Origin of the sequence: Pseudomonas sp. ATCC 43928 (assembly GCF_005938665.2) — a bacterium.
Taxonomy (GTDB): domain Bacteria; phylum Pseudomonadota; class Gammaproteobacteria; order Pseudomonadales; family Pseudomonadaceae; genus Aquipseudomonas.
The window spans coordinates 3,310,143-3,335,215 of the sequence record NZ_CP041753.1 but is presented as its reverse complement, the minus strand read 5'-3'; the positions used below and the strand labels follow the sequence as shown (position 1 = coordinate 3,335,215).

The 25,073-nt window shown below is 59.7% G+C and carries 20 protein-coding genes; 9 read left to right on the top strand and 11 right to left on the bottom strand.

All coding sequences use genetic code 11. From position 1 onward, the window contains the following. Positions 1–15: 15 nt before the first annotated feature. The 3 genes from FFH90_RS15335 to FFH90_RS30360 all read right to left on the bottom strand — a co-directional run bounded on the left by FFH90_RS15335 (position 16) and on the right by FFH90_RS30360 (position 5,807). Positions 16–2,376: an autotransporter outer membrane beta-barrel domain-containing protein gene (locus FFH90_RS15335; RefSeq protein ID WP_230139157.1), complete on the bottom strand. Its 2,361-nt coding sequence runs from the start codon at positions 2,374–2,376 to the stop codon at positions 16–18. A gap of 339 nt (positions 2,377–2,715) precedes the next feature. Continuing rightward, on the bottom strand, positions 2,716–4,851 hold the full coding sequence (locus FFH90_RS15330) for a hypothetical protein (protein ID WP_225602745.1): 2,136 nt from the start codon (positions 4,849–4,851) through the stop codon (positions 2,716–2,718). A 149-nt stretch (positions 4,852–5,000) separates the two neighbouring features. Next, complete coding sequence (locus FFH90_RS30360) at positions 5,001–5,807, bottom strand: hypothetical protein (RefSeq protein ID WP_064617742.1); 807 nt, start codon at positions 5,805–5,807, stop codon at positions 5,001–5,003. Between the two features lie 240 nt (positions 5,808–6,047). On the opposite strand from FFH90_RS30360, the gene FFH90_RS15325 reads away from it, so the two are divergent. The 5 genes from FFH90_RS15325 (at position 6,048) to FFH90_RS15305 (ending at position 11,228) form a co-directional block, all read left to right on the top strand. Further along, positions 6,048–7,067: a LacI family DNA-binding transcriptional regulator gene (locus tag FFH90_RS15325; RefSeq protein WP_111453285.1), complete on the top strand. Its 1,020-nt coding sequence runs from the start codon at positions 6,048–6,050 to the stop codon at positions 7,065–7,067. Between the two features lie 82 nt (positions 7,068–7,149). Next, entirely contained in the window at positions 7,150–7,932 is a 783-nt protein-coding gene (locus FFH90_RS15320) for a sugar phosphate isomerase/epimerase (protein ID WP_138867497.1), read from the top strand. Next, positions 7,925–8,878, top strand: a complete 954-nt coding sequence (locus tag FFH90_RS15315; protein ID WP_111453283.1) for a sugar kinase — start codon at positions 7,925–7,927, stop codon at positions 8,876–8,878. Before FFH90_RS15320 ends, FFH90_RS15315 begins: the two co-directional genes overlap by 8 nt. 61 nt (positions 8,879–8,939) lie before the next feature. After that, positions 8,940–10,238, top strand: a complete 1,299-nt coding sequence (locus FFH90_RS15310; RefSeq protein ID WP_138867496.1) for an MFS transporter — start codon at positions 8,940–8,942, stop codon at positions 10,236–10,238. A 12-nt stretch (positions 10,239–10,250) separates the two neighbouring features. Further along, positions 10,251–11,228, top strand: coding sequence for a D-glycerate dehydrogenase (locus FFH90_RS15305; protein WP_138867495.1), 978 nt, complete (start codon positions 10,251–10,253; stop codon positions 11,226–11,228). A 35-nt stretch (positions 11,229–11,263) separates the two neighbouring features. Here FFH90_RS15305 and FFH90_RS15300 read toward each other — a convergent pair whose 3' ends face one another. The 4 genes from FFH90_RS15300 to FFH90_RS15285 all read right to left on the bottom strand — a co-directional run bounded on the left by FFH90_RS15300 (position 11,264) and on the right by FFH90_RS15285 (position 17,017). Further along, positions 11,264–12,451: a pyridoxal phosphate-dependent aminotransferase gene (locus tag FFH90_RS15300; protein ID WP_064617730.1), complete on the bottom strand. Its 1,188-nt coding sequence runs from the start codon at positions 12,449–12,451 to the stop codon at positions 11,264–11,266. 40 nt (positions 12,452–12,491) lie between these two features. After that, positions 12,492–14,117, bottom strand: a complete 1,626-nt coding sequence (locus tag FFH90_RS15295; protein ID WP_138867494.1) for a methyl-accepting chemotaxis protein — start codon at positions 14,115–14,117, stop codon at positions 12,492–12,494. 360 nt (positions 14,118–14,477) lie between these two features. Then, positions 14,478–15,620, bottom strand: coding sequence for a glycerate kinase (locus FFH90_RS15290; protein WP_138867493.1), 1,143 nt, complete (start codon positions 15,618–15,620; stop codon positions 14,478–14,480). Positions 15,621–15,886: 266 nt separating this feature from the next. Then, on the bottom strand, positions 15,887–17,017 hold the full coding sequence (locus FFH90_RS15285; protein ID WP_064617724.1) for a sugar diacid recognition domain-containing protein: 1,131 nt from the start codon (positions 17,015–17,017) through the stop codon (positions 15,887–15,889). A gap of 169 nt (positions 17,018–17,186) precedes the next feature. On the opposite strand from FFH90_RS15285, the gene FFH90_RS15280 reads away from it, so the two are divergent. After that, positions 17,187–18,497, top strand: a complete 1,311-nt coding sequence (locus FFH90_RS15280) for an MFS transporter (protein WP_138867492.1) — start codon at positions 17,187–17,189, stop codon at positions 18,495–18,497. A gap of 239 nt (positions 18,498–18,736) precedes the next feature. Here the strand turns inward: FFH90_RS15280 and FFH90_RS15275 are convergent, their stop codons facing one another. From FFH90_RS15275 to FFH90_RS15265, 3 genes are all read right to left on the bottom strand, one after another. Further along, on the bottom strand, positions 18,737–19,096 hold the full coding sequence (locus FFH90_RS15275; protein WP_138867491.1) for a DUF6124 family protein: 360 nt from the start codon (positions 19,094–19,096) through the stop codon (positions 18,737–18,739). Between the two features lie 343 nt (positions 19,097–19,439). Then, complete coding sequence (locus tag FFH90_RS15270; RefSeq protein WP_138867490.1) at positions 19,440–19,814, bottom strand: hypothetical protein; 375 nt, start codon at positions 19,812–19,814, stop codon at positions 19,440–19,442. Beyond that, the gene (locus tag FFH90_RS15265) at positions 19,811–20,527 is read right to left on the bottom strand and encodes an SDR family oxidoreductase (RefSeq protein WP_138867489.1); all 717 of its coding nucleotides are present in this window, start codon (positions 20,525–20,527) and stop codon (positions 19,811–19,813) included. The genes FFH90_RS15270 and FFH90_RS15265 overlap by 4 nt, the downstream gene beginning before the upstream one ends. A 100-nt stretch (positions 20,528–20,627) precedes the next feature. On the opposite strand from FFH90_RS15265, the gene FFH90_RS15260 reads away from it, so the two are divergent. The 3 genes from FFH90_RS15260 (at position 20,628) to rarD (ending at position 23,703) form a co-directional block, all read left to right on the top strand. After that, positions 20,628–21,527 carry a LysR family transcriptional regulator gene (locus tag FFH90_RS15260; RefSeq protein WP_018929083.1) on the top strand — a complete coding sequence of 300 codons (900 nt, stop codon included), beginning with the start codon at positions 20,628–20,630 and terminating at the stop codon, positions 21,525–21,527. Between the two features lie 68 nt (positions 21,528–21,595). Beyond that, the gene (locus FFH90_RS15255) at positions 21,596–22,609 is read left to right on the top strand and encodes an aldo/keto reductase (protein ID WP_018929082.1); all 1,014 of its coding nucleotides are present in this window, start codon (positions 21,596–21,598) and stop codon (positions 22,607–22,609) included. A gap of 206 nt (positions 22,610–22,815) precedes the next feature. Beyond that, entirely contained in the window at positions 22,816–23,703 is an 888-nt protein-coding gene (gene rarD, locus FFH90_RS15250; RefSeq protein WP_026286642.1) for an EamA family transporter RarD, read from the top strand. Positions 23,704–23,770: 67 nt separating this feature from the next. On the opposite strand, the gene hppD is transcribed toward rarD, so the two are convergent. After that, positions 23,771–24,847, bottom strand: coding sequence for a 4-hydroxyphenylpyruvate dioxygenase (gene hppD / locus FFH90_RS15245; RefSeq protein WP_007935668.1), 1,077 nt, complete (start codon positions 24,845–24,847; stop codon positions 23,771–23,773). Positions 24,848–25,073: the final 226 nt, after the last annotated feature.

The following is a 25,073-nucleotide window of genomic DNA, read 5'->3' as shown; positions in this document are numbered from 1 at the left end:
CCTTTTTCATTCGCGTCAGAACTTGTAATGCGCCCCCATGTTCACGCCAAAGTCCTTGGTAACGCCATCGCCCTTGCTGGTATCCAGTTCCGCGTGTAGCTGCCAGCGGTCATTGAGGGTCCAGGATGCTCCGGCGGCAACCTCCAACCGGCTGCCGGACAAATCATTGTTGAATTTATTGTTATTGACGCGCACCTCATTGGTCTTCACGAACTCATGAACGCCAGCAACACGCACATGAGGTTGCAGGACGCTGCCGTCAGACAGCGTCATGCCACGTCCCAGCGTTACACCCGCCTTGCCGAGCATGGAACGTGTGGTGTCGGCGTCGACCTTCAGGCCATTGTCCAGACCGAAGTCCTTGCCTTGCACGGAGGCTGCCTGCCATTGAGTGAACACCTCTGCGTAATAGCCGTCCTTGAAGTCGATGCGCTTGCCGAACTCGACCGATGCACTGGCCCCCAGATTGTTGTAGTTGCCTTTGGTTTTGGTGTTATCGCTCAGTGCGACATTGGCTTCATTGCGGAAGTGATTGAGCTTGGCCACCGTATCCAGGTAATAGCCACTATCACCCAGCCAGGTGCCATAAACGCCGAGGGATGTACTGCCGATTTCACCGGAGCTGCCACGGCTCAGATCGAGATCGGATTTGCTGTAACCGGCAAATACACCCAGCAACACGCGCTCGCCCGCGATCTCCACCGGGGTATCGACCCCCATCGACAACCCGTACTGGCGCTGGCTATAGCCGTTCCCGTAGGCATTGTTGCCGATGCTGTACCGACTGCCGAAAGACCGGACCCATCCGCCGGTTTGCCCGCCATTGACACGTAGATCGCCCATCCGGTTGTTCAATAGAGCCATTTCGCCGTAGGTCACCGCAGGCGTCGTGCCGGCAATCGCCAATATCGAGCGGGTCGGTGTGCTGACGACTTCCTTGTCGGGTTGCAAGTACCAGTCATTCCCGTCCTTCACCAGTCTATAGGTGAACGCCCCGACATCGACCTGGTTGTTGACGAGGCCGTATTGCGCGTTTGAAGCAACGCTCTGCACCACCTTGATCGAAGCATCATTGACCGGATCGAAACCCGAACTGCGAACCAGCAACTGATGATTGCCGGCAGCGCTTGCAGTGATATTCAACAAATCACTGATGCCCTGGTTGAAATCGGTACTCATCCTGAATGTACCGTTGCCCGCCAGGTTGGCCACGTTCAGTTGAAAATATTCCTGATTAGTGCCTAATCGGACTCCGCCGCCATTGCTGAGTGTCAGGTTGTTCACCGACTGGCTGCCGGTCATCTGCCAGAGCGCCTGATTACTGATGGCGAAATTGGCGACGTTGTTCACTTGCCCCGTCAGGCTCGCCCCGTTATCCAGTGTCAAGCCAGAAGCACTGCCCGTCGCAGCGTTGACGTTGCCGGTCATGATGCTCTGGTTGTTGATGGACACGCTGGCGACATTGTCCAGGTTACCGCTCAGTGTCGAACCATTATCAAGCGCGACACTTGAAGCACCCAGCACATTACCGGTCATACGTGCCTGATTATTTAACACGGCGGTCGTGACGTTTTGCAGGTCCCCGGTCAACGATGCATTGTTCTGCAGCGTGACGTTGGCGGAACTGCCGGAAGCCACCGTTACATTACCGGTCAATGCGCTGTTATCCACAAGGAAACCAGCCGAGGCGCCTCGCCTGACTTCCAGCAACGTATTGTTGCCTGAGACCAGGCTCGAGCCATTACGCACTTCGATGTTGGCCACGGTCGGAAAGTTCGGCGCGTTGATGCCGACCACCAACGCCGACCCTGTCTTGCCTTCGACACGGGTAGCGTCCAGAACGATGGTGGTTGGAATGACAGTCGATACTTGCGTGTCGGTGCCCACCGTCACGCCATTGAGGCCGCCGGTGATCGTACTTCCGGTGGCCGACAGTGAACCCTCCAGCATCCGAATCCCGAAACTGGTGGCGCCAGTCCCTTCAACAGTGGAATTTCGCAGATTGAGGACGCTGAACCGGTTGCCCGCGATACCTCCTTGCAAACCTCGAACGACAGACCCATTGCGCAATATCACATTCGAACCACCGACGCTGGCGACGTTTCGTACCGCAGAGATGCCGATGCCGGTGGCACTGTTGACGCTCGAGTTGTCCAGGTTGGCGCTGGCGTTGGTCAGGGAAATACCTGAACCCGTTGCGGCGCTGACGTTTGAGCCAGTCAAGTTGAACACACCACCAGCAGCACTGGTCATCTGCAGTGTTGTGGCATTGGTGGCGTTCAACGTAGCGTTGCTTTGAAGCTGCCAGGTTTGCAGGGGTGTCGTGGCGTCGATGGCTTGAGTGGTGCCCGCCGGAACAGTGGCAGCCTGAGTCATCGATGAATTCATCAGAAGAGGCATCAGGGTTGCCACCCAGAAGCTGATCGATGTTTTCAAAAAAGGAAATTGCGACTTTGGCAACATAGTTGAGTCCTACTCGATTGCATTCCATCAGGAACGAGTTTCCGACTCAAACGGTGTGCGAGCCGGACTAAAACGGTCGCCAGACTACGGATAACTTTCCCGGGGATATGTAGGATCAATCTCCGTCTTTGTACGATTTATCCCCTTGATTCGTAAGCTCGTACGTATCTGACTTCACCTCCTCGGATGAGGACGACAATTGCTGTCGCCCTTATCCTGGGAAGTTTCATTCGAAGCGCTGCTGATCCGTTATCAAGGACGGTTCTGCTCGCAATACACCAGGCTCGAGTTCAAGAGCGCCACGGGGACGATGACCTCGGAAGTGATTCCGTTGACCGTATACGCGATGCGCGCAAAACGGGTGGCAGGTCGCTGACCCGGGCCGGGGCTTGGCAGCTGGATCGTCCTGATGGCGGTGTAGTCCGTCAGGTTGAATTCCAGCACTCCGGTCGCTGGCATAGGCCTCGAATCCGTGATCTGAGTGCCGGGAATTGCAGCCCCACCCGCCGTGTTGGTGACCCGGCCCTCAAATTCCAGGTTCACTATTGCGCCTGTAGGGATATTGGGATCACGCAGGATCCTGATCCGCAGGCTGCGCGCCGCGTAAGGCGGCATCGGCCCGTTCGCTACAGTCGGGTGATCCATGCTTGGACAGTTGATGGAAGTCGCGACACGCTCCGGCACCAGGGTCCCGGTGGCTGTTCTGAAGGCTGAAACAATGATCTGTGGCGCAGGCAGATTGATCACGATGGCTGTCACGTTGACCGGGGTCACGGGCGTCTGCGTCATCACGTTCGCGCTGCCAGGGTATCCGATGGTGATGTAGGCTTCTCGCGCCGTTGCACCACTGCCGTTGCCTTCGGCCAGGATCGTGGCCCAAGGCAATGTCGTGGTGACCGTCGGCTGGTCACCCCGCACGCCCACCGGGCTCCCCACTTGCTTGCCCTGGTAGTAGAACGTCACGATTTCACGGTCTGTCACCGGCCGGTTTGGATCCCTCCACAAAGGCCAGGTCATGGTGGCGTCGAGGCCTGCCTGTGCCGTGCCAAGCGTGTTGGGGGCGGGTACCGGAGTGCCTGCGCCCTGAACCGCCACCGGCTGAATGTTGGGGTTTAGCGGGTCTGGCAGGTTCGGTTGCTCAGGCCCGGCGTACGATCGATCGAGAATACCGAATTGCTCCGGCTGCGAAACCGGATCAGATGAAATCGTAGGACGAATCAATCTGTACCTGTATGTGAACTGCTCCTCATCCTGGCGATTGGGGTCCGCATACACAGCGGCCCAAAACGCATCGTCCAGGTCGAAAAACAGTGTCTGTGGACCCGGTGTACCGACAGGCGGAATTTGTTGTTCAGGGATTGTCGGTGAAGGAACACCATTCGAATCAAAGACTTCTGGAACGATCCGATCACCGGGAAGCCCGTTCAACGGAAAATCGACTTCCATTACAGCTTTGGTGGGAAACGCTGACGTCCCAAGCGTAATAGGCGTTTGACCATTAGGACCGGTGACCGGGATCCTTGGCACGCCCAGTACCGGGGCGGGGGCACTTACCCGACTGAACAGCAACGTGATGGCCGAGTTGTTGCTGATATTTCCTGGCGCATCCTTGAGGTTATAGGAATAAAAGTACGAACCATCCCTCAACGCCTGCAGATCGGCCAGAGGAATGTTGATGACCCCGCCAACCGGCAGCGGAAAATCGATGACAGAGGCTCCGTTGACGTCGCCCTGCATCCCTGTAAATGTTGTTTGCGTAGAAACATAGATACTGACGCGATCGGTTAACGCTTCGAATTTTGTATAGCCGGTAGGAATGGGCAAATCGAGACCGCCGGCGTTGGCGGGATCCGCCAGCCAGGCGTCGTCAATCCTCGTAGGCAAGCCAGTCTGGCTGATCAACACAGGCCGTGTGCCGGTGCCGTTGCCCGTACCGGGTTGGCGCTGGTAAGGCGCGGTCAGATCGACTTTGAACTCAAGAGGTGGATCAGATATATCGGGGTTGGTGTGGGCGTCATAAATAATGAATGTCGCGCCGTATTCCGCGTATTCGCCGTTCATATCAAACCTGTCGACCAGTCGATCGAGTGCAGCTCCAGTCACGTCAAAATCGATCGGAAACGTCCAGTCAGCCGCTGGCTGATTGGCTTTCAACAACTCCAAAACCACCCATGTCGGGTCGAACTCTATGGGCTTGACCCCTTTCGGGTGCACGTGAAGTTCGATTCTGTGAGCGCCTTCAGGCGTTTTGTCATCGACATCGGCCAATTGAAATGTGACCCGTCTGTCGACTTTCAGTTGTTGATAGGGAATTCGGCCATCAGGCAACACACCGACAATAGTCGGAGGCAAGGCAAGGACACCGCCAGATTTAACCTGCATATTCATGTTTGTATGCTCCATGGATGAATTAATCGTTGAACCATCAACGTTGTGTCCCAATGAAAAATCTCGCGACTCCTGGCTGCATGTCCCTGGGATTGACGTTTTTCTTGCGTTTGTGTGTTCTACAACGGTTGAACTTGAGACTCCTTGAGTTATGGGCCGCAAGGTGGATTCCCCGATACGCCCCGGTCGATCTTTACCAGGCCCGGGGCCGATCGACCCAGAGCGACACCCTTTCGATAAAGCGTGTACTGAGCGAGTGCCGATGCGTTGATGACCATAGGCTTGATATGTTTTTCGTATTTGTCGCTTTCGAGCCTGAAGTCGAAGCCCAGCGCTGAATCGGCTTCCTGCTGCGTCAATGTTTTGCGCAAGCTCAGCGCCGTGCCTGGAATGGCGTTACCGCTGCCGTTGAGGCTGCTGAAGCCTACCCATCCCAGTTCACACACATCGCCTGCAAGGAACCGCCCCGGTTGTGCCGGAACACGCACAGTGACCACCACCCAGATCGCTGGAGACGTCCTGCAATTCAGGTAACCCCACAAGGTTGCGTTGGGAAAGACCGGTTCCTTCAGGTTGACCGGGACCGGGCGTTTGAGGATGAACACCTGCGCCAGCGAGTCATCCTCGTTCTTGGTATCTCCAGACGTCACCTTGTAGGTCAGAGTGATGTCACCTATCAGTTGCAGGAACTGCGAGGGCAAGTGGATCGAGGTCGGAAACACCACCGGGACGGGAAAAAGGTTGTTGTAAAAACGAGTGTCGGACGTTGCCCCAGGCTCTCGAATCCAGATCTGCAGCAAATCACTCTCGCCAGGTTTGAGCGAAGGTGCGAGCCAAGGGGGGATTCGCAGTGTCACGCCATTGAGGTGCGCGTCCGGCGGAAGCACCTTATCGGCACCGACACCGTCAATGCTTAATGGCGCGGCGAATATTCCGATGGGTGTCGTTGTGCTCATTCGCCGTTCTCCAGAGGCCTTGAAAACCCTTTGCTTCGGGAGAAATTAAACGCAGTAATCGCGATCTCGCCTACTGTCAGATCTGACAGGTTTAACTACCGCTGGTCGGAATACTCCGGCCCTGTCGTCGGGTTCAGATCTTTTCAAGCTTGACGAGCCGATGGGTTATGCGGTTACCTGAAACCGGTTTCAGACCTTGCGGTCGCCCCTGAATAATTCCAATAAGAAGGCTGTCTATCCGTGAACGACTTCTCCGCCGCCCAGCGCAGCCGCGTCACCATGCTCGACGTCGCCGAACACGCGGGCGTCTCCAAGGCCAGCGTCTCGCGCTTCATCGGCGATGACCGCGCCCTGCTCTCCGATGCCACGGCCCTGCGCATCGAGCAGGCGATTGCCGAATTGGGCTACCGCCCTAACCAGATGGCCCGCGGCCTGAAACGTGGGCGCACGCGTCTGATCGGCATGTTGGTGGCCGATATCCGTAACCCTTATTCGATTGCTGTGATGCATGGCGTGGAAACCGCCTGCCGTCGGCACGGCTACAGCCTGGTGGTGTGCAACACCGATCGCGATGACGAGCAGGAACGTCAGCACCTGGCGCTGCTGCGCTCGTACAACATTGAAGGCTTGATCGTGAACACCCTCGGCCACCACGTGGATGAGTTGCGCGAATTGCAGCAGGAAATGCCCATGGTGCTGGTGGATCGCAAGGTCGAACAGTTCGATAGCGATCTGGTGGGGCTAGACAATCCTGCCGCCGTTGAAATGGCCCTCGCCCACCTGCAAGAGCGCGGTTATCGCGATGTGCTGTTGGTGACCGAGCCGTATGACGGCACCAGTTCACGGATCGAGCGGGTCAGCAGTTTCAAGGCGCAGATTGCGCAACGTCCGGCGCTCTCAGGCGCGGTAGTTGAAACCGGCGGCGATCTGACCAGCCGCTTGAAAACCTTTCTTGAAACCCCTGGCCCGAAAGCGCTGTTTTGCGCCAACGGCATCGCTGCGCTGGCCAGCACCCATGCGTTGCGTGAATTGAAGTGCAACCTGTTTGAGGATATCGGGCTGATCGCCCTGGATGATCTGGATTGGTATCCGTTGGTGGGTAGCGGGATTACCGCCCTCGCCCAGCCGACCGAGGACATTGGCGCAAGTGCGTTCGAGTGTTTGCTCAAGCGTTTGCGCGGGGATGGCGGGCAGGTGCGGACTTTGGATTTTGCGGCGCGGTTGATCGTGCGGGGGTCGACTCTTGGGCATTTTCGGTGACTGAAAGAACGGCATCGACCACTGATATTTCTTTGAACATTTTTTTTGAACAGAAATGAAACCGGTTTCAGAGGTGATAACAATGAACAAACCACCCGTTTCCATCAGCCTGTCCAGCTACGGCGCCGAGCTTGTGCGCCAACGTGGCCAGGGTAGTTTTGTCGAAGTGCTGGCCGCTGCCGGTGCCACGCACATTGAATGGCGCGAAGAGCTGCTGACCCTTGAAGACCCCGCGCAATTGGCCGACTCCACGCAATCCCGGGGCCTGGAAAGCGTGTATTCCTCGCCGCTGGAGTTGTGGCTGGCCGGGCAATCGGCACCCAACCCTGAATTGCTCTCGACCCTGCAACGCGCCGAGGCATTCGGCGCCCAATGGCTGAAAGTCTCCCTGGGTTATTTCACCGATAACAATGACCTGCAAACACTGGCGCATGTGTTGCAGCAGAGCCCGGTGCAATTGCTGGTGGAAAACGACCAGACCTTGCACGGCGGCCGCATCGAGCCGTTCCAGCGTTTCTTCGCCGACGTCGAGCAGCATCAGTTGCCAATAAAAATGACCTTCGATATCGGCAACTGGCAATGGCAGGACCAGTCCGCCGCCAGCGCCGCGCGAATGCTCGGTCGACATGTCGGCTACGTGCACTGCAAAGCAGTGGCGCGTCGGGTCGACGGCAAACTGGTGGCGGTACCACCGGCGGCCAGTGACTTGCACCTGTGGCAACAATTGCTGCGGCACATGCCCCATAACGTAATGCGCGCGGCGGAATATCCGCTGCAAGGCGATGACCTGGTGCAGTTGACCACCGAACACGTCGCTACCCTCGCCTGCCTCGGCCAATCCCGCCTGGAGCCTGCGCATGTCTGAGATCGAGATTCTGTCGTTCGGCGAAACCATGGCGATGTTCGTTGCCGAGCAGAACGGTGAACTGGCCGACGTCGGCCACTTCCACAAGCGCATTGCCGGGGCCGACAGCAACGTCGCCATTGGCCTGTCGCGATTGGGCTTTAACGTCGCCTGGCTGAGCCGGGTGGGCGCCGATTCTCTCGGCCGTTTCGTCATCGATACGCTGAAGAAAGAAGGCCTGGATTGCAGCCACGTCGACATCGACCCGGCCCACCCCACCGGGTTTCAACTCAAATCCCGCGCAGATGACGGCAGCGATCCGGTGGTCGAGTATTTCCGTCGCGGTTCGGCGGCCAGTCACTTGTCGGTGCAGTCGATTTCCCCGTCGCTGCTCAACGCCCGGCACTTGCATGCCACCGGCATTCCTCCGGCGCTATCCGCGTCGGCCCGGGCAATGTCCTTCGAACTGATGACCCGCATGCGCGATGCCGGGCGCAGCGTGTCGTTCGACCCCAACCTGCGCCCGAGCCTGTGGGCCAGCGAACAGCAGATGATCAGCGAGATCAACCGCCTCGCCGCCCTCGCCCATTGGGTGCTGCCGGGGTTGAGCGAAGGACGGTTGCTGACCGGTTTCGAAGACCCCGCCGACATCGCGGCGTTTTACCTCGACCAGGGCGCCGAAGCCGTGGCGATCAAGCTTGGCCCGCACGGCGCGTATTACCGCACGCATCAGGATGAAGGTTTCGTCGCAGGCGTACCCGTGGCAACCGTGGTCGATACGGTCGGTGCCGGTGACGGGTTTGCCGTGGGCCTGATCAGCGCCCTGCTGGAAAACCACGGCGTTGCCCAAGCCGTACAACGTGCCAACTGGATCGGCAGCCGCGCGGTGCAGAGCCGTGGGGATATGGAGGGGTTGCCTACCCGAGCCGAAATGTATGCCGACTTGCCCGAGATAAGGCCCGCATAGTCACCACCGCATTTAAACCGTTACCTGCTGCGACAAAAACAACAAGCTCAGGAGCATCACTATGAAAACCGCAACACTGGCCACCCGCCGCTGGTGGTACATCATGCCCATCGTGTTCATCACCTACAGCCTGGCGTATCTGGACCGCGCCAACTACGGGTTCGCCGCCGCCTCCGGGATGGCCAAGGACCTGATGATCACCCCGGGGTTGTCTTCCCTGCTCGGCGCACTGTTCTTCCTCGGCTATTTCTTCTTCCAGATTCCGGGCGCGATCTACGCCCAGAAGCACAGCGTGAAAAAGCTGATTTTCGTCAGCCTGATTCTCTGGGGTGCCCTGGCGACCTTGACCGGGATCGTCTCCAACGCCTACTGGCTGATCGTCATTCGTTTCATGCTCGGAGTGGTCGAAGCGGCGGTGATGCCGGCGATGCTGGTGTACCTGTGCCACTGGTTCACCCGTGCCGAACGCTCGCGCGCCAATACCTTCCTGATCCTCGGCAACCCGGTGACCATGCTGTGGATGTCGGTGGTCTCGGGCTACCTGATCCAGCATTTCAACTGGCGCTGGATGTTCATCATCGAAGGCTTGCCGGCAGTGGTGTGGGCGTTTATCTGGTGGCGTCTGGCCGATGACCGTCCGGCTCAGGCCAAGTGGCTCAACGACCAGGAAAAGCAGGACCTGGAAAGTGCCTTGGCCGCCGAACAGGTCGGCATCAAGGCAGTGAAAAACTACGCCGAAGCCTTCCGTTCGCCAAAAGTCATCATCCTCGCCTTGCAGTTCTTCTGCTGGAGCATCGGCGTCTACGGTTTCGTGCTGTGGCTGCCATCGATCCTCAAGGCCGGCGCGCAAATGGACATGATCGAAGCGGGCTGGCTGTCGGCGCTGCCGTACCTGGCGGCAGTGATCGGCATGCTGCTGGTGTCCTGGGGCTCGGACAAGTTGCAGAAGCGCAAACGCTTCGTCTGGCCTCCGCTGCTGATCGCCTCGATTGCGTTCTACGGCTCCTACGCGCTGGGCGCGGAGCATTTCTGGTGGTCCTACACCCTGCTGGTGATTGCCGGTGCCTGCATGTACGCCCCGTACGGGCCGTTCTTCGCCATCGTTCCAGAAATCCTCCCGGCCAACGTGGCCGGTGGAGCCATGGCGTTGATCAACAGCATGGGTGCGCTCGGTTCGTTTGGCGGCTCTTATCTGGTCGGTTACCTGAACAGCTCCACCGGATCGCCCGGTGCGTCTTATCTGTTGATGAGCGGCGCGTTGCTGGTGTCGGTGGTGCTGACGATTTTCCTCAAGCCCGGCGCCAGTGACCGGGTCGTGGCCAAAACCGCCGCGCCCCGGCCGGTGGCGGCTCATTCCTGAATGGATGTAGATATGAAAAAGCAGGTTGTGCTGTACAAGAAACTCTCGCCGCTGCTGATGGCTCGCTTGCACGAGCAGACCGAGGTGACACTGATCGACAGCCTCGACGCCGAAGGCCTGGCCAAGCTGCGGCAGGCCCTGCCCCGTGCCCAAGGGTTGCTCGGCGCCAGTCTGAAACTCGATGCCGGGTTGCTCGACCTGGCACCGAACCTGGAAGCGATTGCCAGTGTGTCCGTCGGCGTCGACAACTACGACATCGACTACCTGACCGAACGGCGGATCCTGCTCAGCAACACCCCCGACGTGTTGACCGAGACCACCGCCGACACCGGCTTCGCGCTGATCCTGGCCACCGCCCGACGCGTGGTGGAACTGGCGAACATGGTTCGCGCCGGCCAGTGGAACCGCAACATTGGCCCGGCGCATTTCGGCAGCGATGTGCATGGCAAGACGCTGGGCATCATCGGCATGGGGCGGATTGGCGAGGCGTTGGCGCAGCGTGGGCATTTCGGTTTTGGCATGCCGGTTGTGTACCACAGCCATTCGCCGAAACCGGCGGTGGAGCAGCGCTTCAATGCGCAATACCGCAGCCTGACCGAGTTGTTGCAGCAGGCCGACTTCATTTGCCTGACCCTGCCGCTGACCGCCGAAACTGAAAAACTGATCGGCGCCCGGGAGTTCGCCTTGATGCGCCCGCAAAGCATCTTCATCAACATTTCACGGGGTAAGGTGGTGGACGAAGAGGCGTTGATCGAGACGTTGCAGCAGAACCGGATTCGCGCTGCCGGACTGGATGTGTTCGAGCGCGAACCGTTGCGCCATGACTCGCCGCTGTTGCAGTTGAACAATGTGGTGGCGACGCCGCATATCGGCTCGGCGACCCATGAGACACGGGAGGCGATGGCGACTTGTGCGGTCGAAAATTTGTTGGCGGCGTTGGCGGGTGAGCGGCCAGTGAATCTGGTGAATGCCGGAGCGTGGAAGGGGTAAGGAACTGATCGTTCTCACGCTCCGCGTGGGAACGATCAGGCCCGTCGCATCTGCAGCAAATCCGCCGCACAGGACGCAATCCGCCGACACGCTTCCGCCAGCTTCAGCTGGTCCACCACCAGCCCGATGCGTATGTGCCCCGCCGCACTCGGCCCGAAGGCTTCGCCGGCCAGCACCGACACGCCATAACCTTCCAGCAGCCGCTCGGCAAAATCCTGGGCGCCGAGCCCGGTCTGGCGCACATCGAGCATCACAAACATCCCGCCATCGGGCTTGATCGGCCGGATACCGGGGCAACCGCTCAACCTCGCGCACACCAGATCGCGTCGCTGGCGATACTCCTCACGCATCAGCGCCACTTCCGGCAAATCCTTATCGAGTGCCGCTTGCGCGGCTTTCTGAACGAAATCCGGAATGCCGAACAGCATGCACAACGACAGATGCATCACATGATCGGCCAGTGGTTTCGGGCCGATCATCCAGCCTACCCGCCAGCCAGTCATGGCATGGGATTTGGACAAACTGTTAAGGGTCGCGGTGCGCTCGGCCATGCCCGGCAGGCTGGCCGGGCTGATGTGCTCGCCCTCATACAACAAGTCGCTATAGACCTCATCGCTGATCAGCCAGAGGTCATGTTGCACACACAGCGCCGCCAGTTCCTGCCAGCTTTTCAAGGAAAGGCTGGCACCGGAGGGATTGTTCGGACTGTTGAGCAGAATGACCCGGGTTTTAGCGGTGATCAGCGCTGCGACATCCGCCGGCTCGACCCGAAAGCCGTTCTCCGGACGCACCGCCACCGGCACCACGCTCGCCCCGCAGGCACCGAACACGCCTTCATAAGTGACGTACATCGGTTCAGCGATGATCACTTCGTCACCCGGGTCGAGCAGGCACTGGGCAACCGAATACACCGCGCATTGAGCGCCGGGCAGCACGATCACATGGTCGGCGTCCACCTCTTGGCCGCAGCGCTGCTGGTGACGGCTGGCGATGCTGCTGCGCAATGTACGGGTGCCGCGCACATCCGAGTAATGGGTGTCGCCGGCCAGCAGGCTGTCGATGGCCGCGTGGACGACCGGCAGCGGCGTATCGAAATCCGGGTCGCCGACCGACAGCAGCAGCACGTCGACGCCCTGCTCGCGCAATTCCAGCGCTCGATCGTGAATCTTCCAGGCTGCCGCTCCATCACCGTCGATTCGTTGGGTCAAGGCTGAATAGCGCATGTACTTCTCCTAACGCGCGAGTTCCAGTTTCAACCCTATCTCAAATCACGAAACGCGCCACCATTGCGTTCAAATCTACCGCCAGTCGTGACAGTTCATGGGTGGCGGCGCTGGTCTGGTTGGCACCGGCGGCCGACTGGGTGGCCAGGTCGCGGATGTTCACCAGGTTGCGATCGACTTCACGGGACACCTGGGCCTGTTCTTCCGAGGCGCTGGCGATCACCAGATTGCGTTCATTGATCAGCTGAATCGATGAAGTGATCTGCTCCAGGGCGACACCCGCCGCACGGGCCATTTCCAGGGTGCTTTGGGTGCGCTGATTGCTTTGTTGCATCGACGAAACCGCTTCACCAGTACCGTTCTGAATGCCGGCCACCATTTTCTCGATTTCCTGGGTCGATTGCGCAGTGCGATGGGCCAGCGCCCGGACCTCGTCCGCCACCACCGCAAAGCCACGCCCGGCCTCCCCGGCACGGGCCGCTTCGATGGCAGCGTTGAGGGCCAGCAGGTTGGTCTGTTCGGCGATGGCGCGGATCACGTCCAGCACTTTGCCAATGTCGCGGCCCTGAGTGGCCAGCCCCTCGATCATCAATGCAGTGTTTTGCACGTCGTGGGTCATGGTCTGGATCGCGTCGACGGTTTCCACCACCCGGTCACGACCTTCACGGGCGGCCTGGGTCGACTGGTTCGAGGCTTCGGACGTCGATACCGCGTTGCGTGCCACTTCTTCCACGGCGGCGGTCATTTCGTTGACGGCGGTGGCGGCCTGTTCAATTTCGTTGTTCTGTTGTTGCAGGCCACGGGACGCTTCTTGGGTCACGGTGCTGAGTTCTTCGGCGGCGGCGCCCAGTTGCGTCGCGGAGCCGGCGATCTGTTCGATGGTCTTGCGCAGGTTCGTCTGCATGGTGGCCAAGGCGCCGAGTAAACGCGCCGGTTCGTCGTTGCCATCGACTTCGATGACCTTGCTCAGGTTGCCGCTGGCAATGGTTTCGGCCGCAAGCACCGCACGGTTCAGCGGCGTGACGATACTGCGGGTCAACAGCCAGGCCAGCAGCACGGTCATCAGGGCAGCGACCGCCGAGACCACGATGATGCCATTGGTGGCAAAGGCAAACTGCTCTTTGGCCTGGGCATCGGCCGCAGCCGCGCCAGCCTTGTTGATGGCAATCAACTTGTTCAACTGCTCGCCCATCTGATCGGTACCGTCCTTGATCCGGGTATTAATCAGGTTGAGCATTTCATCCAGTTTGTTCTGCCGCGAAAGCTCCATCATCTCACGCACCGCTTGCAGGTATTTGTCCAGCGTGGCCGAGAATGTCTTGAATAACGCCGCTTCCTCATCGCCGGCCGGCAATGCCCCATAAGCAGCCTGTGCCTGCTTGACCTTGTCCACCAGTATCCCGATTCGGGTTTCTGCTTCTTGCAGGCTCGCGGGCTCACGGTTCACCAGAACCCGGAACGAGAGAATTCGCAGACGCAGCACGTTTTCGGTCATGACCCCCAGGAAGCCGACGCTGGGTAGCTGATTGCTTTCCATATCCACAGAGGCCTGTCGGATGATCGACATGCGATTCGCCGCAAACACACCCAGCACAATGACCAGCAAGGCGATGAAAGCGAAACCGAGGAAAGCTCGAGGCGCGATTTTCAGATTACGCAGTGACATAGGATGATCTCGATAATTGAGGCGGCGAGCATCCTTGCGGTGATCACTGGCGGGCGGGCGATGGCGCGCACCTTTCAGTTTGGCGCCACTGTTGTAATTGGTTTGTGTACGCCTATTGGCTGTATCGGCCGGGGTTTAGGATTTTTGCAGGGGGGCTGGAGAAATATTTTTCAAGGGCGGCAGAGTGTTTCAGCGGTGAAACAGATGTTGCGCGGAGGTCGGCTTTGCGCAGTAGCCTTTGTGGCGAGGGAGCTTGCTCCCGCTGGGCTGCGTAGCGGCCCCAAAAAATTTACGGCTGCTGCGCAACCGAGCGGGAGCAAGCTCCCTCGCCACAGAGATTTCTTTTTACTGAAGACAGTGTCAGGCCTTGCGGGCGGCCACCCGCCAAACCCGCGCGATGTCACTGGCGCGCTCACGCAGCAATCGCGGCGCCTCGGTGCAGGCCTGCTCCAGGGTCATCGGCCCGCTCGCCAATGCAAAAGCCGCATCAATGCCATGCTCGTACAGCGCCTGATACCCCTCGCCCAAGGTGCCGGCGATGACGATGACCGGCACGCCCTGCTGCCGGGCAATGCGCGCCACGCCAAACGGGGTTTTGCCGCGCAATGTCTGGGCATCGAAACGACCTTCGCCGGTGATCACCAGGTCGGCGCCGTTGACCGCCTCGGCCAGCCCCACCAGTTCGGCGACCACTTCCACACCGGCCTGGAATTGCGCGCCAAGAAACGCCTTCGCGGCAAACCCCAGACCGCCCGCCGCGCCACTGCCCGGTTCATCGCGCACGTCCTTGTCCAAGGCTTGCGCACAGAGTTCGGCAAAGTGCCCGAGAGCAAGGTCCAGTTGCTGGACTTGCTCGGGCGACGCACCTTTCTGCGGGCCGAAAATTGCTGACGCCCCCTGAGGGCCGCACAGCGGATTATTGACGTCGGCGGCGATGTCGAAACGCACGCCGGCCAGACGCGGATCAATGTCGCTCAAATCGAGACGGGCCAGTTGCGCCAGCGCCAGACCACCCGGCGCCAGGGTTTGGCCCTGGACATCCAGCAGTTTCACCCCCAAGGCCTGCATCGCCCCGGCGCCGCCGTCGTTGGTGGCGCTGCCGCCAATCGCCAGAATCACTCGTTGCGCCCCGGCATCGAGCGCAGCGCGGATCAATTCGCCGGTGCCGAAGGTGCTGCTGGTGCAGGCATCGCGCAGGTTCGGCGGCACCCGTTGCAGGCCACTGGCCTCGGCCATTTCGATGATCGCGGTGTGGCTCTGCGGCAACCAGCCCCAGGCGGCATCGACCGTGGCGCCCAACGGCCCACGAACACGGGTGCGGCGCAGTTCTCCGTCGCACGCGGCCAGAATCGACTCGACCGTGCCTTCGCCACCATCAGCCATCGGGCACTTGAGCAATTGTGCATCTGGCCAAACCTGCGCCAACCCCAGCGCAATGGCCTCGGCCACACCCTGGGCACTCAAGCTATCCTTGAACGAATCGGGGGCAATGACGATTTTCATGCGAATTCTCCAGTTCCAATGCGTCCATGCTGCCAGCAGGCCTGAACAATAACGCCGGTCCGCTGCACAAGCGGCCATGTGGATTATTGTTCATTTCCACAAAACCCTTGTCCGCACTGGTCGTCGTAGCAGCTGCCGAGCCTGCGAGGCTGCGTTCGGCGGCGAAGCCGTCGTGAAATCATGCGGCGCGGTGTGTCAGGTAAGCCGTATTTATAGAATTTACGACGACTGCGTCGCCGAACGCAGCCTCGCAGGCTCGGCAGCTGCTACGGAGCGGTGGTCGGCAGCTCGGTTTGTGGCAGGAGCTGGACGCCAAGGTACAGTGCGAGCATTCCGTCGAGCTTCAGCGGGTCGACGCCGCTGAGTTCGGCGATCCGCTCCATGCGATAACGCAAACTGTTGCGGTGGATACCCAGGGCATCGGCGCAGGCCTGGCTCTGGCCGTCGTGTTCGCACCAACTGCGCAACGTCGCCAGCAGTTGGCCGTTGCCATCCTTGGCGATGACTTTACGCAGCGGCCGCAGCAGTTCATCCAGCGCATCGTCGTCGCGGTGCCGCCAGAGCATCACCGGCAGCCGATAACGGTTCAGGATCAACAAGCGAGAATGCGGCAACACATCGCGCCCGTAGGCCAGCAAATCGCCGACCCGTCGATAGCAGCGACGCAACCCCGACAAGCCGTCGGCCTGCCCGCCCACGGCGATGCGCAAAATGTTCCAGCCCAGGCCATCGAGCTTTTCCAGCAATCGTTCGTTCTCGACCGCAGGCGTCGCCGGGCGGCACCAGAGCAACGAAGATTTGGCCGAGCTCACGCACCAACTGTCCGGGTAGCGCGACATCAGCCAGGCGCTGAGCGCTTCGACGGTCTGGCTCGGGCCGTGTTCGATGCCCAACTCGAACAGATACGGCACCCGTGTCAGCTGTGGCTTGAGCCCCAGTTGCTGCGCTTCGTCCAGCAACCGTGGCGAATCCCCTGCTTCGCTCAACAGCAATGCCAGCAGATCGTCGCAACGTTGGCGCCGCCATTGCTGCTCGGCTTGCTGATTGCGCTGGGCGACCAGCATCTCGGCGGTCATGCGCACCAGTTCGGCGTAGGTGCGCAATTGCTCCGGTTCGCCAGTAATGCCCAGCACGCCGATCAAACGCTGATCGAGCAACAGCGGCAGATTAATGCCCGGCTGCACGCCTTTGAGATGAATCGCCGTTTGTGCGTCGATCTCCACCACGCGCCCGTTGGCCAACACCAGTTGCGCGCCTTCGTGACGGGTGTTGATCCGCTCCGGCTCGCCGCTGCCAAGAATCAGCCCCTGACTGTCCATGACATTGACGTTGTACGGCAGGATGGCCATCGCCCGGTCGACGATGTCCTGGGCCAGGTCGTGATCGAGTTCAAACATAGCGGGGATCCTTGAAAGCGTGATGGGGCGGCTTGTTCAGCCGCACAGGCCAGGGTCGCAAACCCTGTGCTCAGGCACAAAGACAACCACCCAAGGGGTGGCCGAGACTCACCGGGCGATCAACGTTACCCTTGCGTCGCAAAAAATCATAATAAAGAGAGAGCCCGCCATGTCACAGAGCGCCACCGCTACCCTGGCCAACGCTGACGACAAGAACGCCGTCTACAAACGCATTACCTTGCGTTTGATACCCTTCATCTTCATCTGCTACCTGTTCAACTACCTCGACCGGGTGAACGTCGGGTTTGCCAAACTGCAGATGCTCGACGCGCTGAAATTCAGCGAAACCGTATACGGCCTCGGTGCCGGGATCTTCTTCATCGGCTACGTCCTGTGCGGCGTGCCGAGCAACCTGGCCCTGACCAAGTTTGGCCCACGACGCTGGATCGCGTTGATGATGATGACGTGGGGCGCGCTCTCGACGTGTCTGCTGTTCGTCACTACACCCACCGAGTTCTACACCCTGCGCCTGTTCACCGGTGCCGCCGAAGCCGGGTTCTTCCCGGGCGTGGTGCTTTACCTTTCGCAGTGGTTCCCGACGTTCCGCCGTGGCCGCATCATGGCGCTGTTCATGTCGGCGATCCCGGTGTCGGGCCTGCTGGGCAGCCCGTTTTCCGGCTGGATCCTCAACCACTTCGGCGCAGGCCAGGCCGGTTTGGCCGGCTGGCAGTGGATGTTCCTGCTGCAAGGCATCCCGACCGTGATCCTCGGCGCCCTCGCCTACTTCCTGCTCAGCGACAGTTACGCCAACGCCAAGTGGCTGACCCCGTACGAGCGTTCAGTGCTTGAAGCCGACCACGCCGAAGACCTGGCCAGTAAACCGAAAACCACCACCGACTCCTTGCGGGCAGTGTTCAAGAACCCGGCGATCTGGGCGTTCGGCCTGATTTATTTCTGCATCCAGAGCGGTGTCTATGCGATCAACTTCTGGTTGCCGTCGATCATCAAGAACCTGGGTTTCAGCGATAACCTGGTGATTGGCTGGTTGAGCGCGATTCCGTACCTGCTGGCAGCGGTGTTCATGTTGATGGTCGGTCGCTCGGCGGACCTGCGCAAAGAACGTCGCTGGCACCTGGTGGTGCCGATGCTGATGGGCGCGGTCGGCCTGTTGATCGCCGTGAACTTCGCGACCACCCCAGCCATTGCAATCCTCGGCCTGACCCTCGCCACCATGGGCGCCCTCACCGGCTTGCCGATGTTCTGGCCGGTGCCGACAGCGATGCTCAGCGCCGGCGCGGCGGCCGGTGGCTTGGCGTTGATCAACTCCATGGGGCAGATGGCGGGTTTCCTTAGCCCGTATCTGGTGGGTTGGGTCAAGGACAGCACCGGGTCCACCGATGCGGCGTTGTACCTGCTGGCGGGTGTGATTGTGTGCGGCAGTTTGCTGGCGTTGCGCATGACCCGGACGTTGCGGGTTTAAGGTGCAGCGAAAACAAAAGCGGCCCTCCCGGGCCGTTTCTCATTCCATGCGTTCGCAATTGCTTCTGTGGCGAGGGAGCTTGCTCCCGCTGGGTTGCGAAGCGACCCCAATCCCGGTGATCGCGGTTTTTCAGACATACCGCATGCCCAGGCTTTGCGACTGCTGCGCAGCCGAGCGGGACGGTGCGGCGATCCGACAAGCTCCCTCGCCACAAGGAGTGCTCTCACTACAGACTTTCGTCAGCCTTGCGGATCGAGGTTATCCAGCACTCGGTTGACAGCCAGCTCCCCAAGCATGACCACCGATTGAATCCCCAGCATCATGTTGCGATGGGGCATGTCCATCAATCCGGCGAATTCAGTGAGCATCATGCTCGCTGACGCCAGGGATTCGCAGGCGTTGACCAGCAGGGTTTCGTTATCGACTTTCTCACCGACATGGTAAATGGTGCTGGGTTTGCGCTTGGTGACTTTGGGGGTGGGTGGTTTGAGGTAATGGTCGAGGGCGCGCTCGGCGGCTTCGTTGAGTTTTTTGGAATCGGGGGTTTCGTAGGGGGAAACGTCGTCCACTTCAGGTGGATTTGGCGTTGGTTTGAACATAGATGAAACTCCTAAAGCGCTTAAAAGGAGCCATCACCCTCGCTACCAAACGATGGGTGGAGGCCATACGCAGGTTGGTAGACCGGGCTCTAGGAAAACGGCGCACCCGAAGGTGCCCTGCGCATGACCACCATAAAGACGAGACGAAAAGGCTCGGCAAAAGGCAGTGCTTTGCAATTAGAGACCCGGGCTACCAAACCCGATCGCTGTTTTTCAGCGACAGAGAAACGATATAGCCCAGGCCAAAGATGCACTAGCCGGCGGATTCTGGCGCAGTCGTAGGCAGCGGCGCAAGAATATGTAGCCTTAGTGAGTATCTGGAAATGTCTTTTAAACATCGTCCTTAAACGCCCACCAGACTCCCCGCCTTGGCATCCAGCTCAATCACCAAACCACCCGGCATCTGCACGAAAATCTGCCAGATCCCGTCCTCCGGCACCTGCGCCACCTGATACGGCAAACCGCTGGCCTGCACCCGTCGCAACACCGTGGCAGCGTCCTCATCGGTGCGAAAGGCAATGTGGCTCAACGCCGTTTCATCGAACGTCGGCTGTTCGATTACATGCACCAGCGCCTGCGCATCCTGATACAACCAGCGTCCAGGGAACGGGAATGGCGGGCGGCGTCCCGGCGCCAATCCCAACAACGAACCGAAGGCCTCCTGCAACGGTTGCCCGTCGGGGGTGTTGAAGGCCAGATGATCAAAGTGCCAACTCATAGCAACCCTCCTCCGTCGACGTCGATGACGGTGCCGCTGATAAAGTCGTTTTCCATCGCCAGAATAAACGCTGCCGCCAGATCTTGTGGGGTGCCGACCCGGCCCACCGGCAATGCGGCGGCGGTACGGGCAAACATCGCGGCGCGTTGCGTTTCGTCCATTCCGGCGTAAGCCTCGGTGTCGGTGACACCGGGACTTATGACGTTGACCCGGCGCGGTGCCAGTTCCTTGGCCAGTTGCTTGCCCAATGCCTCCAGCGCCGCATTCAAGGTGGTTTTGATGAACTGCCCGGCGACAAATTTGCGCGACAACAAACCCGAGGTCAGCGTGATGCTGCCATGTGCGCTCAGGTATGGCAGCGCGACCTGAATCGCCCGCAGCGCGCCCCAGAATTTGACATCGAAGGCCTGTTGGGCGTGCTGCAAATCGCTGTCAGCCAACGGTTTGGCACTCACACTCGGACCGGCCGTGATCACCAGATGATCGAAAGGGCCGATACGCTCGAACAGCTGTCGCAACGACGCTTCATCGGTGACGTCCGCCGCTTCGTGTCGAATCTTTGCATCATGGTCGACCGCTGGCTGGCGGCGACTCGCCGCGACCACACGGGCCTCACGCTCGGCTGCGGCCCGGACGACGGCGGCGCCTATTCCACTGCTGCCACCGATCACCACGACGGTCTGATGGTGCAAGCAAGCGTTGAGTTGTGTCATGAGCTGATCTCCGGTCGGGTTAGGGAGATTCAATCTTCTCCGGTTGCCAATCGAAGAAAAATCCCGGTAAATCAGAAGGATCTTTAAAGGATTTTTACCAATGAGCTCGATTCTCGACCTGGAGATCTTCGTTCGCACCGCCGACTCCGGCAGCATTTCCGCCGCCGCCCGCGCCCTGGAGCTGACTCCGGCGGCGGCCAGCATCGCCCTCAAACGCCTGGAAACCCGCCTCGGCATCCGCTTGCTGGCCCGTTCCACGCGAAGCATGCGCCTGACCGAAGAAGGCCGGCGCTATCTGGATAGCGTGCGCCTGGCACTGGCCGCGCTGGCCGAAGGTGAGCAGGCGTTGAAGCAACAGACCCAAGGCTTGAGTGGTGTACTGCAATTGGCGGCGCCGTCGGACTTCGGGCGCAATGTGCTGTTACCGTGGCTAGATGATTTCAAGCGCCAACACCCCAACATTCAATTGCAACTATTGCTCAACGATCGACATGCCGACCTGTTCCGCGAGACGGTCGATGTGGCCCTGCGCTTCGGTGTGCCGAGTGACTCGACGCTGGTGGCGCTACCTATTCTGCCGCAGCATCGGCGCGTGGCCTGTGCCAGCCCCGAGTACCTGACCCGCCGTGGCACGCCGCAGCATCCCGAGGAACTGGGCGAACACAGTGCCCTTCTCTACCTGCGCAATGGCCGACCCTACAACCATTGGCGTTTCAGCCGTGGCGATGAGGTGCTGGAGGTTGATGTGCATGGCGACTATCTGAGCGATGACGGCGAAGTTGCCCGCCGCTGGGCCTTGGCCGGGCATGGCATCGCCTACAAGGCCTGGCTCGACGTCGCCGCCGATGTGCAGGCCGGGCGGCTGGTGACGCTGTTCGATGACTGGCAAGGCGAAAGCGTGCCATTCAATTTGCTCTGCCCGCATCGGGTGCAGGTTTCGGAGCGGGTCAAGGTGTTGCAAACGTTCTTGCAGGAGCGTTGTGAGGCACTGCGTCGATAATTCAGATTGCTCCGCGCAGCGGTTCTGGTATTTGATTAGGGCTTTCTGACCGGTAAAAGGATTTCGTCATGAGCTATCGCACGCTGGGTCATTCGGGTTTACAGGTGTCGACCCTCACATTGGGCACCATGATGTTCGGCGAACAGACCAGCACCGAAGATTCCCTGCGGATCATCGGCAAGGCCTGGGACCAGGGCATCAACTTCATCGACACCGCGGACGTGTACACCAATGGCCGCTCCGAAGAGATCGTCGGCGAAGCGATCGCCAGCCACCGCCACGAATGGGTGCTCGCCACCAAGGTCGGCTTCGGTCCAGTGGACGGTGTGCCGAACCGCAGCGGTTTGAGCCGCAAGCACCTGTTCAATGGCATCGACGCCAGCCTGACGCGGTTGGGCACCGATTATCTGGACATCTATTACCTGCACCGCGAAGACCACAACACGCCGCTGGAAGTCACGGTGTCGGCCATCGGCGATCTGATTCGTCAAGGCAAGATCCGCTACTGGGGCCTGTCGAACTATCGCGGCTGGCGCATCGCCGAGGTGATTCGTTTGGCCGACAAACTCGGCGTCGACAGGCCGGTGATCAGCCAGCCGCTGTACAACATCGTCAACCGTCAGGCGGAAACCGAGCAGATCACCGCCGCGCAAAACTATGGCCTCGGCGTGGTGCCTTACAGTCCGCTGGCGCGCGGTGTGCTCAGCGGCAAGTACGCGCCGGATGTGACACCGGACGCCAACAGCCGCGCCGGTCGCCAGGACAAACGCATCCTGGAAACCGAATGGCGGGTTGAGTCTTTGCGCATTGCCCAGCAGATCCAGCAATACACCCGGGACCGTGGCGTGGGCATCGTTGAGTTCGCCATCGCCTGGGTGCTGAATAACAGCGCCGTCACCTCGGCCATCGTCGGCCCGCGCACCGAAGAACAGTGGGATGGGTACACCAAGGCCCAGGCGGTGAAAATCACGGCGGAAGATGAAGCCTTTATCGATTCGCTGGTGACACCGGGGCATGCGTCGACACCGGGGTTCAATGATGTGAGCCATTTTGTGCCGGGACGCAAACCGCGTTCGGCTTGAGATTTATCAAGGGCAAGCTCGCTCTCACAGGTTCTGTGTCGATCTGCTGACTATGCTTCGACGAAGTTACTTGTGGGAGCAGGCTTGCCTGCGATAGCGATTCAACATCCACCGCGATGTTGAAAATATCAATCACCTGGCCAATATTCAGCACAAAAACCACGTATCCTGCGCGCCCCGTTTGACCTTCAACCCACGAGGACAGTTTGTCTAAAGGTATCGCTCTATCGGTCACAGCCTCGATGCTGTTTGCCGTCATGTATTACTACACCTCACTGCTCTCCCCCTTGAGTGGCGTGGAGATTTTCGGTTGGCGGATGTTGCTGACCGCACCATGCATGACCGTGTTCATGGTGGTGTCCGGCGAATGGAAACGTGTGGTCGAGATTCTTCGGCGGCTGGCCGCCAAGCCGAAGTTGCTCATCGCCCTGATCGGCTCGGCAGTGCTGCTGGGCCTGCAACTCTGGTTGTTCATGTGGGCGCCACTCAACGGCTATAGCCTTGACGTGTCGCTGGGGTACTTCCTGTTGCCGCTGTCCATGGTCCTGACCGGGCGAATCGTCTATGGCGAGCGCCTTTCCTATCTGCAGAAAATAGCCGTGTTCTTCGCCAGCCTCGGCGTGCTCAACGAGTTGTATCAGGTCGGCGGTTTTTCCTGGGCGACGTTGCTGGTGGTGATCGGCTATCCGATCTATTTCATCCTGCGCAAACGCCTGGCCACGGACAACCTTGGCGGGCTCTGGCTGGACATGGCGTTGATGCTGCCGGTGGCGTTCTGGTTCGTGCAGGGAGGTGAACAAGGTTTTGGCGTGTTCGATCAACATCCTTGGCTGTCGCTGTTGATTCCCCTGCTCGGGGTGATCAGCGCTTCGGCACTGGTGGTCTACATCATTGCCAGCCGGCTGCTGCCGTTCAGCCTGTTCGGGTTGTTGAGTTACGTCGAGCCCGTGCTGTTGCTGGGCGTTGCGTTGCTGTTGGGGGAAAGCATCAAGGCCGGCGAATGGCTGACTTACATTCCGATCTGGCTGGCGGTGGCGGCGTTGGTGTTTGAAGGGTTCAAGCATCTGGTCCGGCAACGACGCCGGCCAATGTAATTGCATGATTCAAAAAAAAGCCCGGCCAGCATTGCTGCTGACCGGGCTTTTTCACATCAGGAACGGCTTAATCGGTGGAGAGCACACCGCGACGAACCTGGTCGCGTTCGATGGATTCGAACAGAGCCTTGAAGTTGCCTTCGCCGAAACCATCGTCGCCTTTACGCTGGATGAACTCGAAGAACACCGGCCCCATCAGGGTTTCCGAGAAAATCTGCAGCAGCAGGCGCTTGTCGCCAGGTTCGGACGAACCGTCCAGCAAGATGCCCCGTGCTTGCAGTTGATCGACCGGCTCGCCGTGGTTCGGCAAACGGCCTTCGAGCATTTCGTAGTAGGTGTCCGGCGGCGGCGTCATGAAGCGCATGCCGATTTTCTTCAGGCGGTCCCAAGTATCGATCAGGTTATCGGTGAGGAACGCCACGTGCTGGATGCCCTCGCCGTTGAACTGCATCAGGAACTCTTCGATCTGCCCGGCGCCTTTGGACGACTCTTCGTTCAGCGGGATGCGGATCATGCCGTCCGGCGCGGTCATCGCCTTGGATGTCAGGCCGGTGTACTCGCCTTTGATGTCGAAGTAACGGATTTCGCGGAAGTTGAACAGCTTCTCGTAGAAGTTGGCCCAGTAGGCCATGCGACCGCGATACACGTTGTGGGTCAGGTGGTCGATGATTTTCAGACCGGCGCCGACCGGGTTGCGGTCCACACCTTCGATGAATACGAAGTCGATGTCGTAGATCGAGCTGCCTTCACCGAAACGGTCGATCAGGTACAGCGGCGCGCCGCCGATGCCTTTGATCGCCGGCAGGTGCAATTCCATCGGACCGGTTTCGATGTGGATCGGCTGGGCGCCGAGTTCCAGGGCACGCTTGTAGGCCTTTTGCGAATCCTTGACCCGGAACGCCATGCCGCACACCGACGGGCCGTGCTCGGCCGCGAAGTACGAGGCCACGCTGTGGGGTTCGTTGTTGAGGATCAGGTTGATCGAGCCCTGGCGATACAGGTGCACGTCTTTGGAGCGGTGGGTCGCGACCTTGGTGAAGCCCATGATCTCGAAGATCGGCTCCAGGGTGTTCGGGGTCGGCGATGCGAATTCGATGAACTCAAAGCCCATCAGGCCCATTGGGTTTTCGTATAAATCTGCCATTTTGGCGCCTCATCATGCTTTTAGAATTAACGGATCGTTAGTTGCTAGCAATGCTGAGACCGGCGGGTGGCGCGCAGGAGATGCCCCTCACGCTGCGGGCGAGGAAGTCACCGTAGATCAATTGGAACCCAAATATCTTCATTGTCGACCCAAGGCTCTTGCGGGCGAGGCTTCTGCTGCCAGAAGACGATTATTCTTATATGCGTAACCGGATTCTACACAGCGT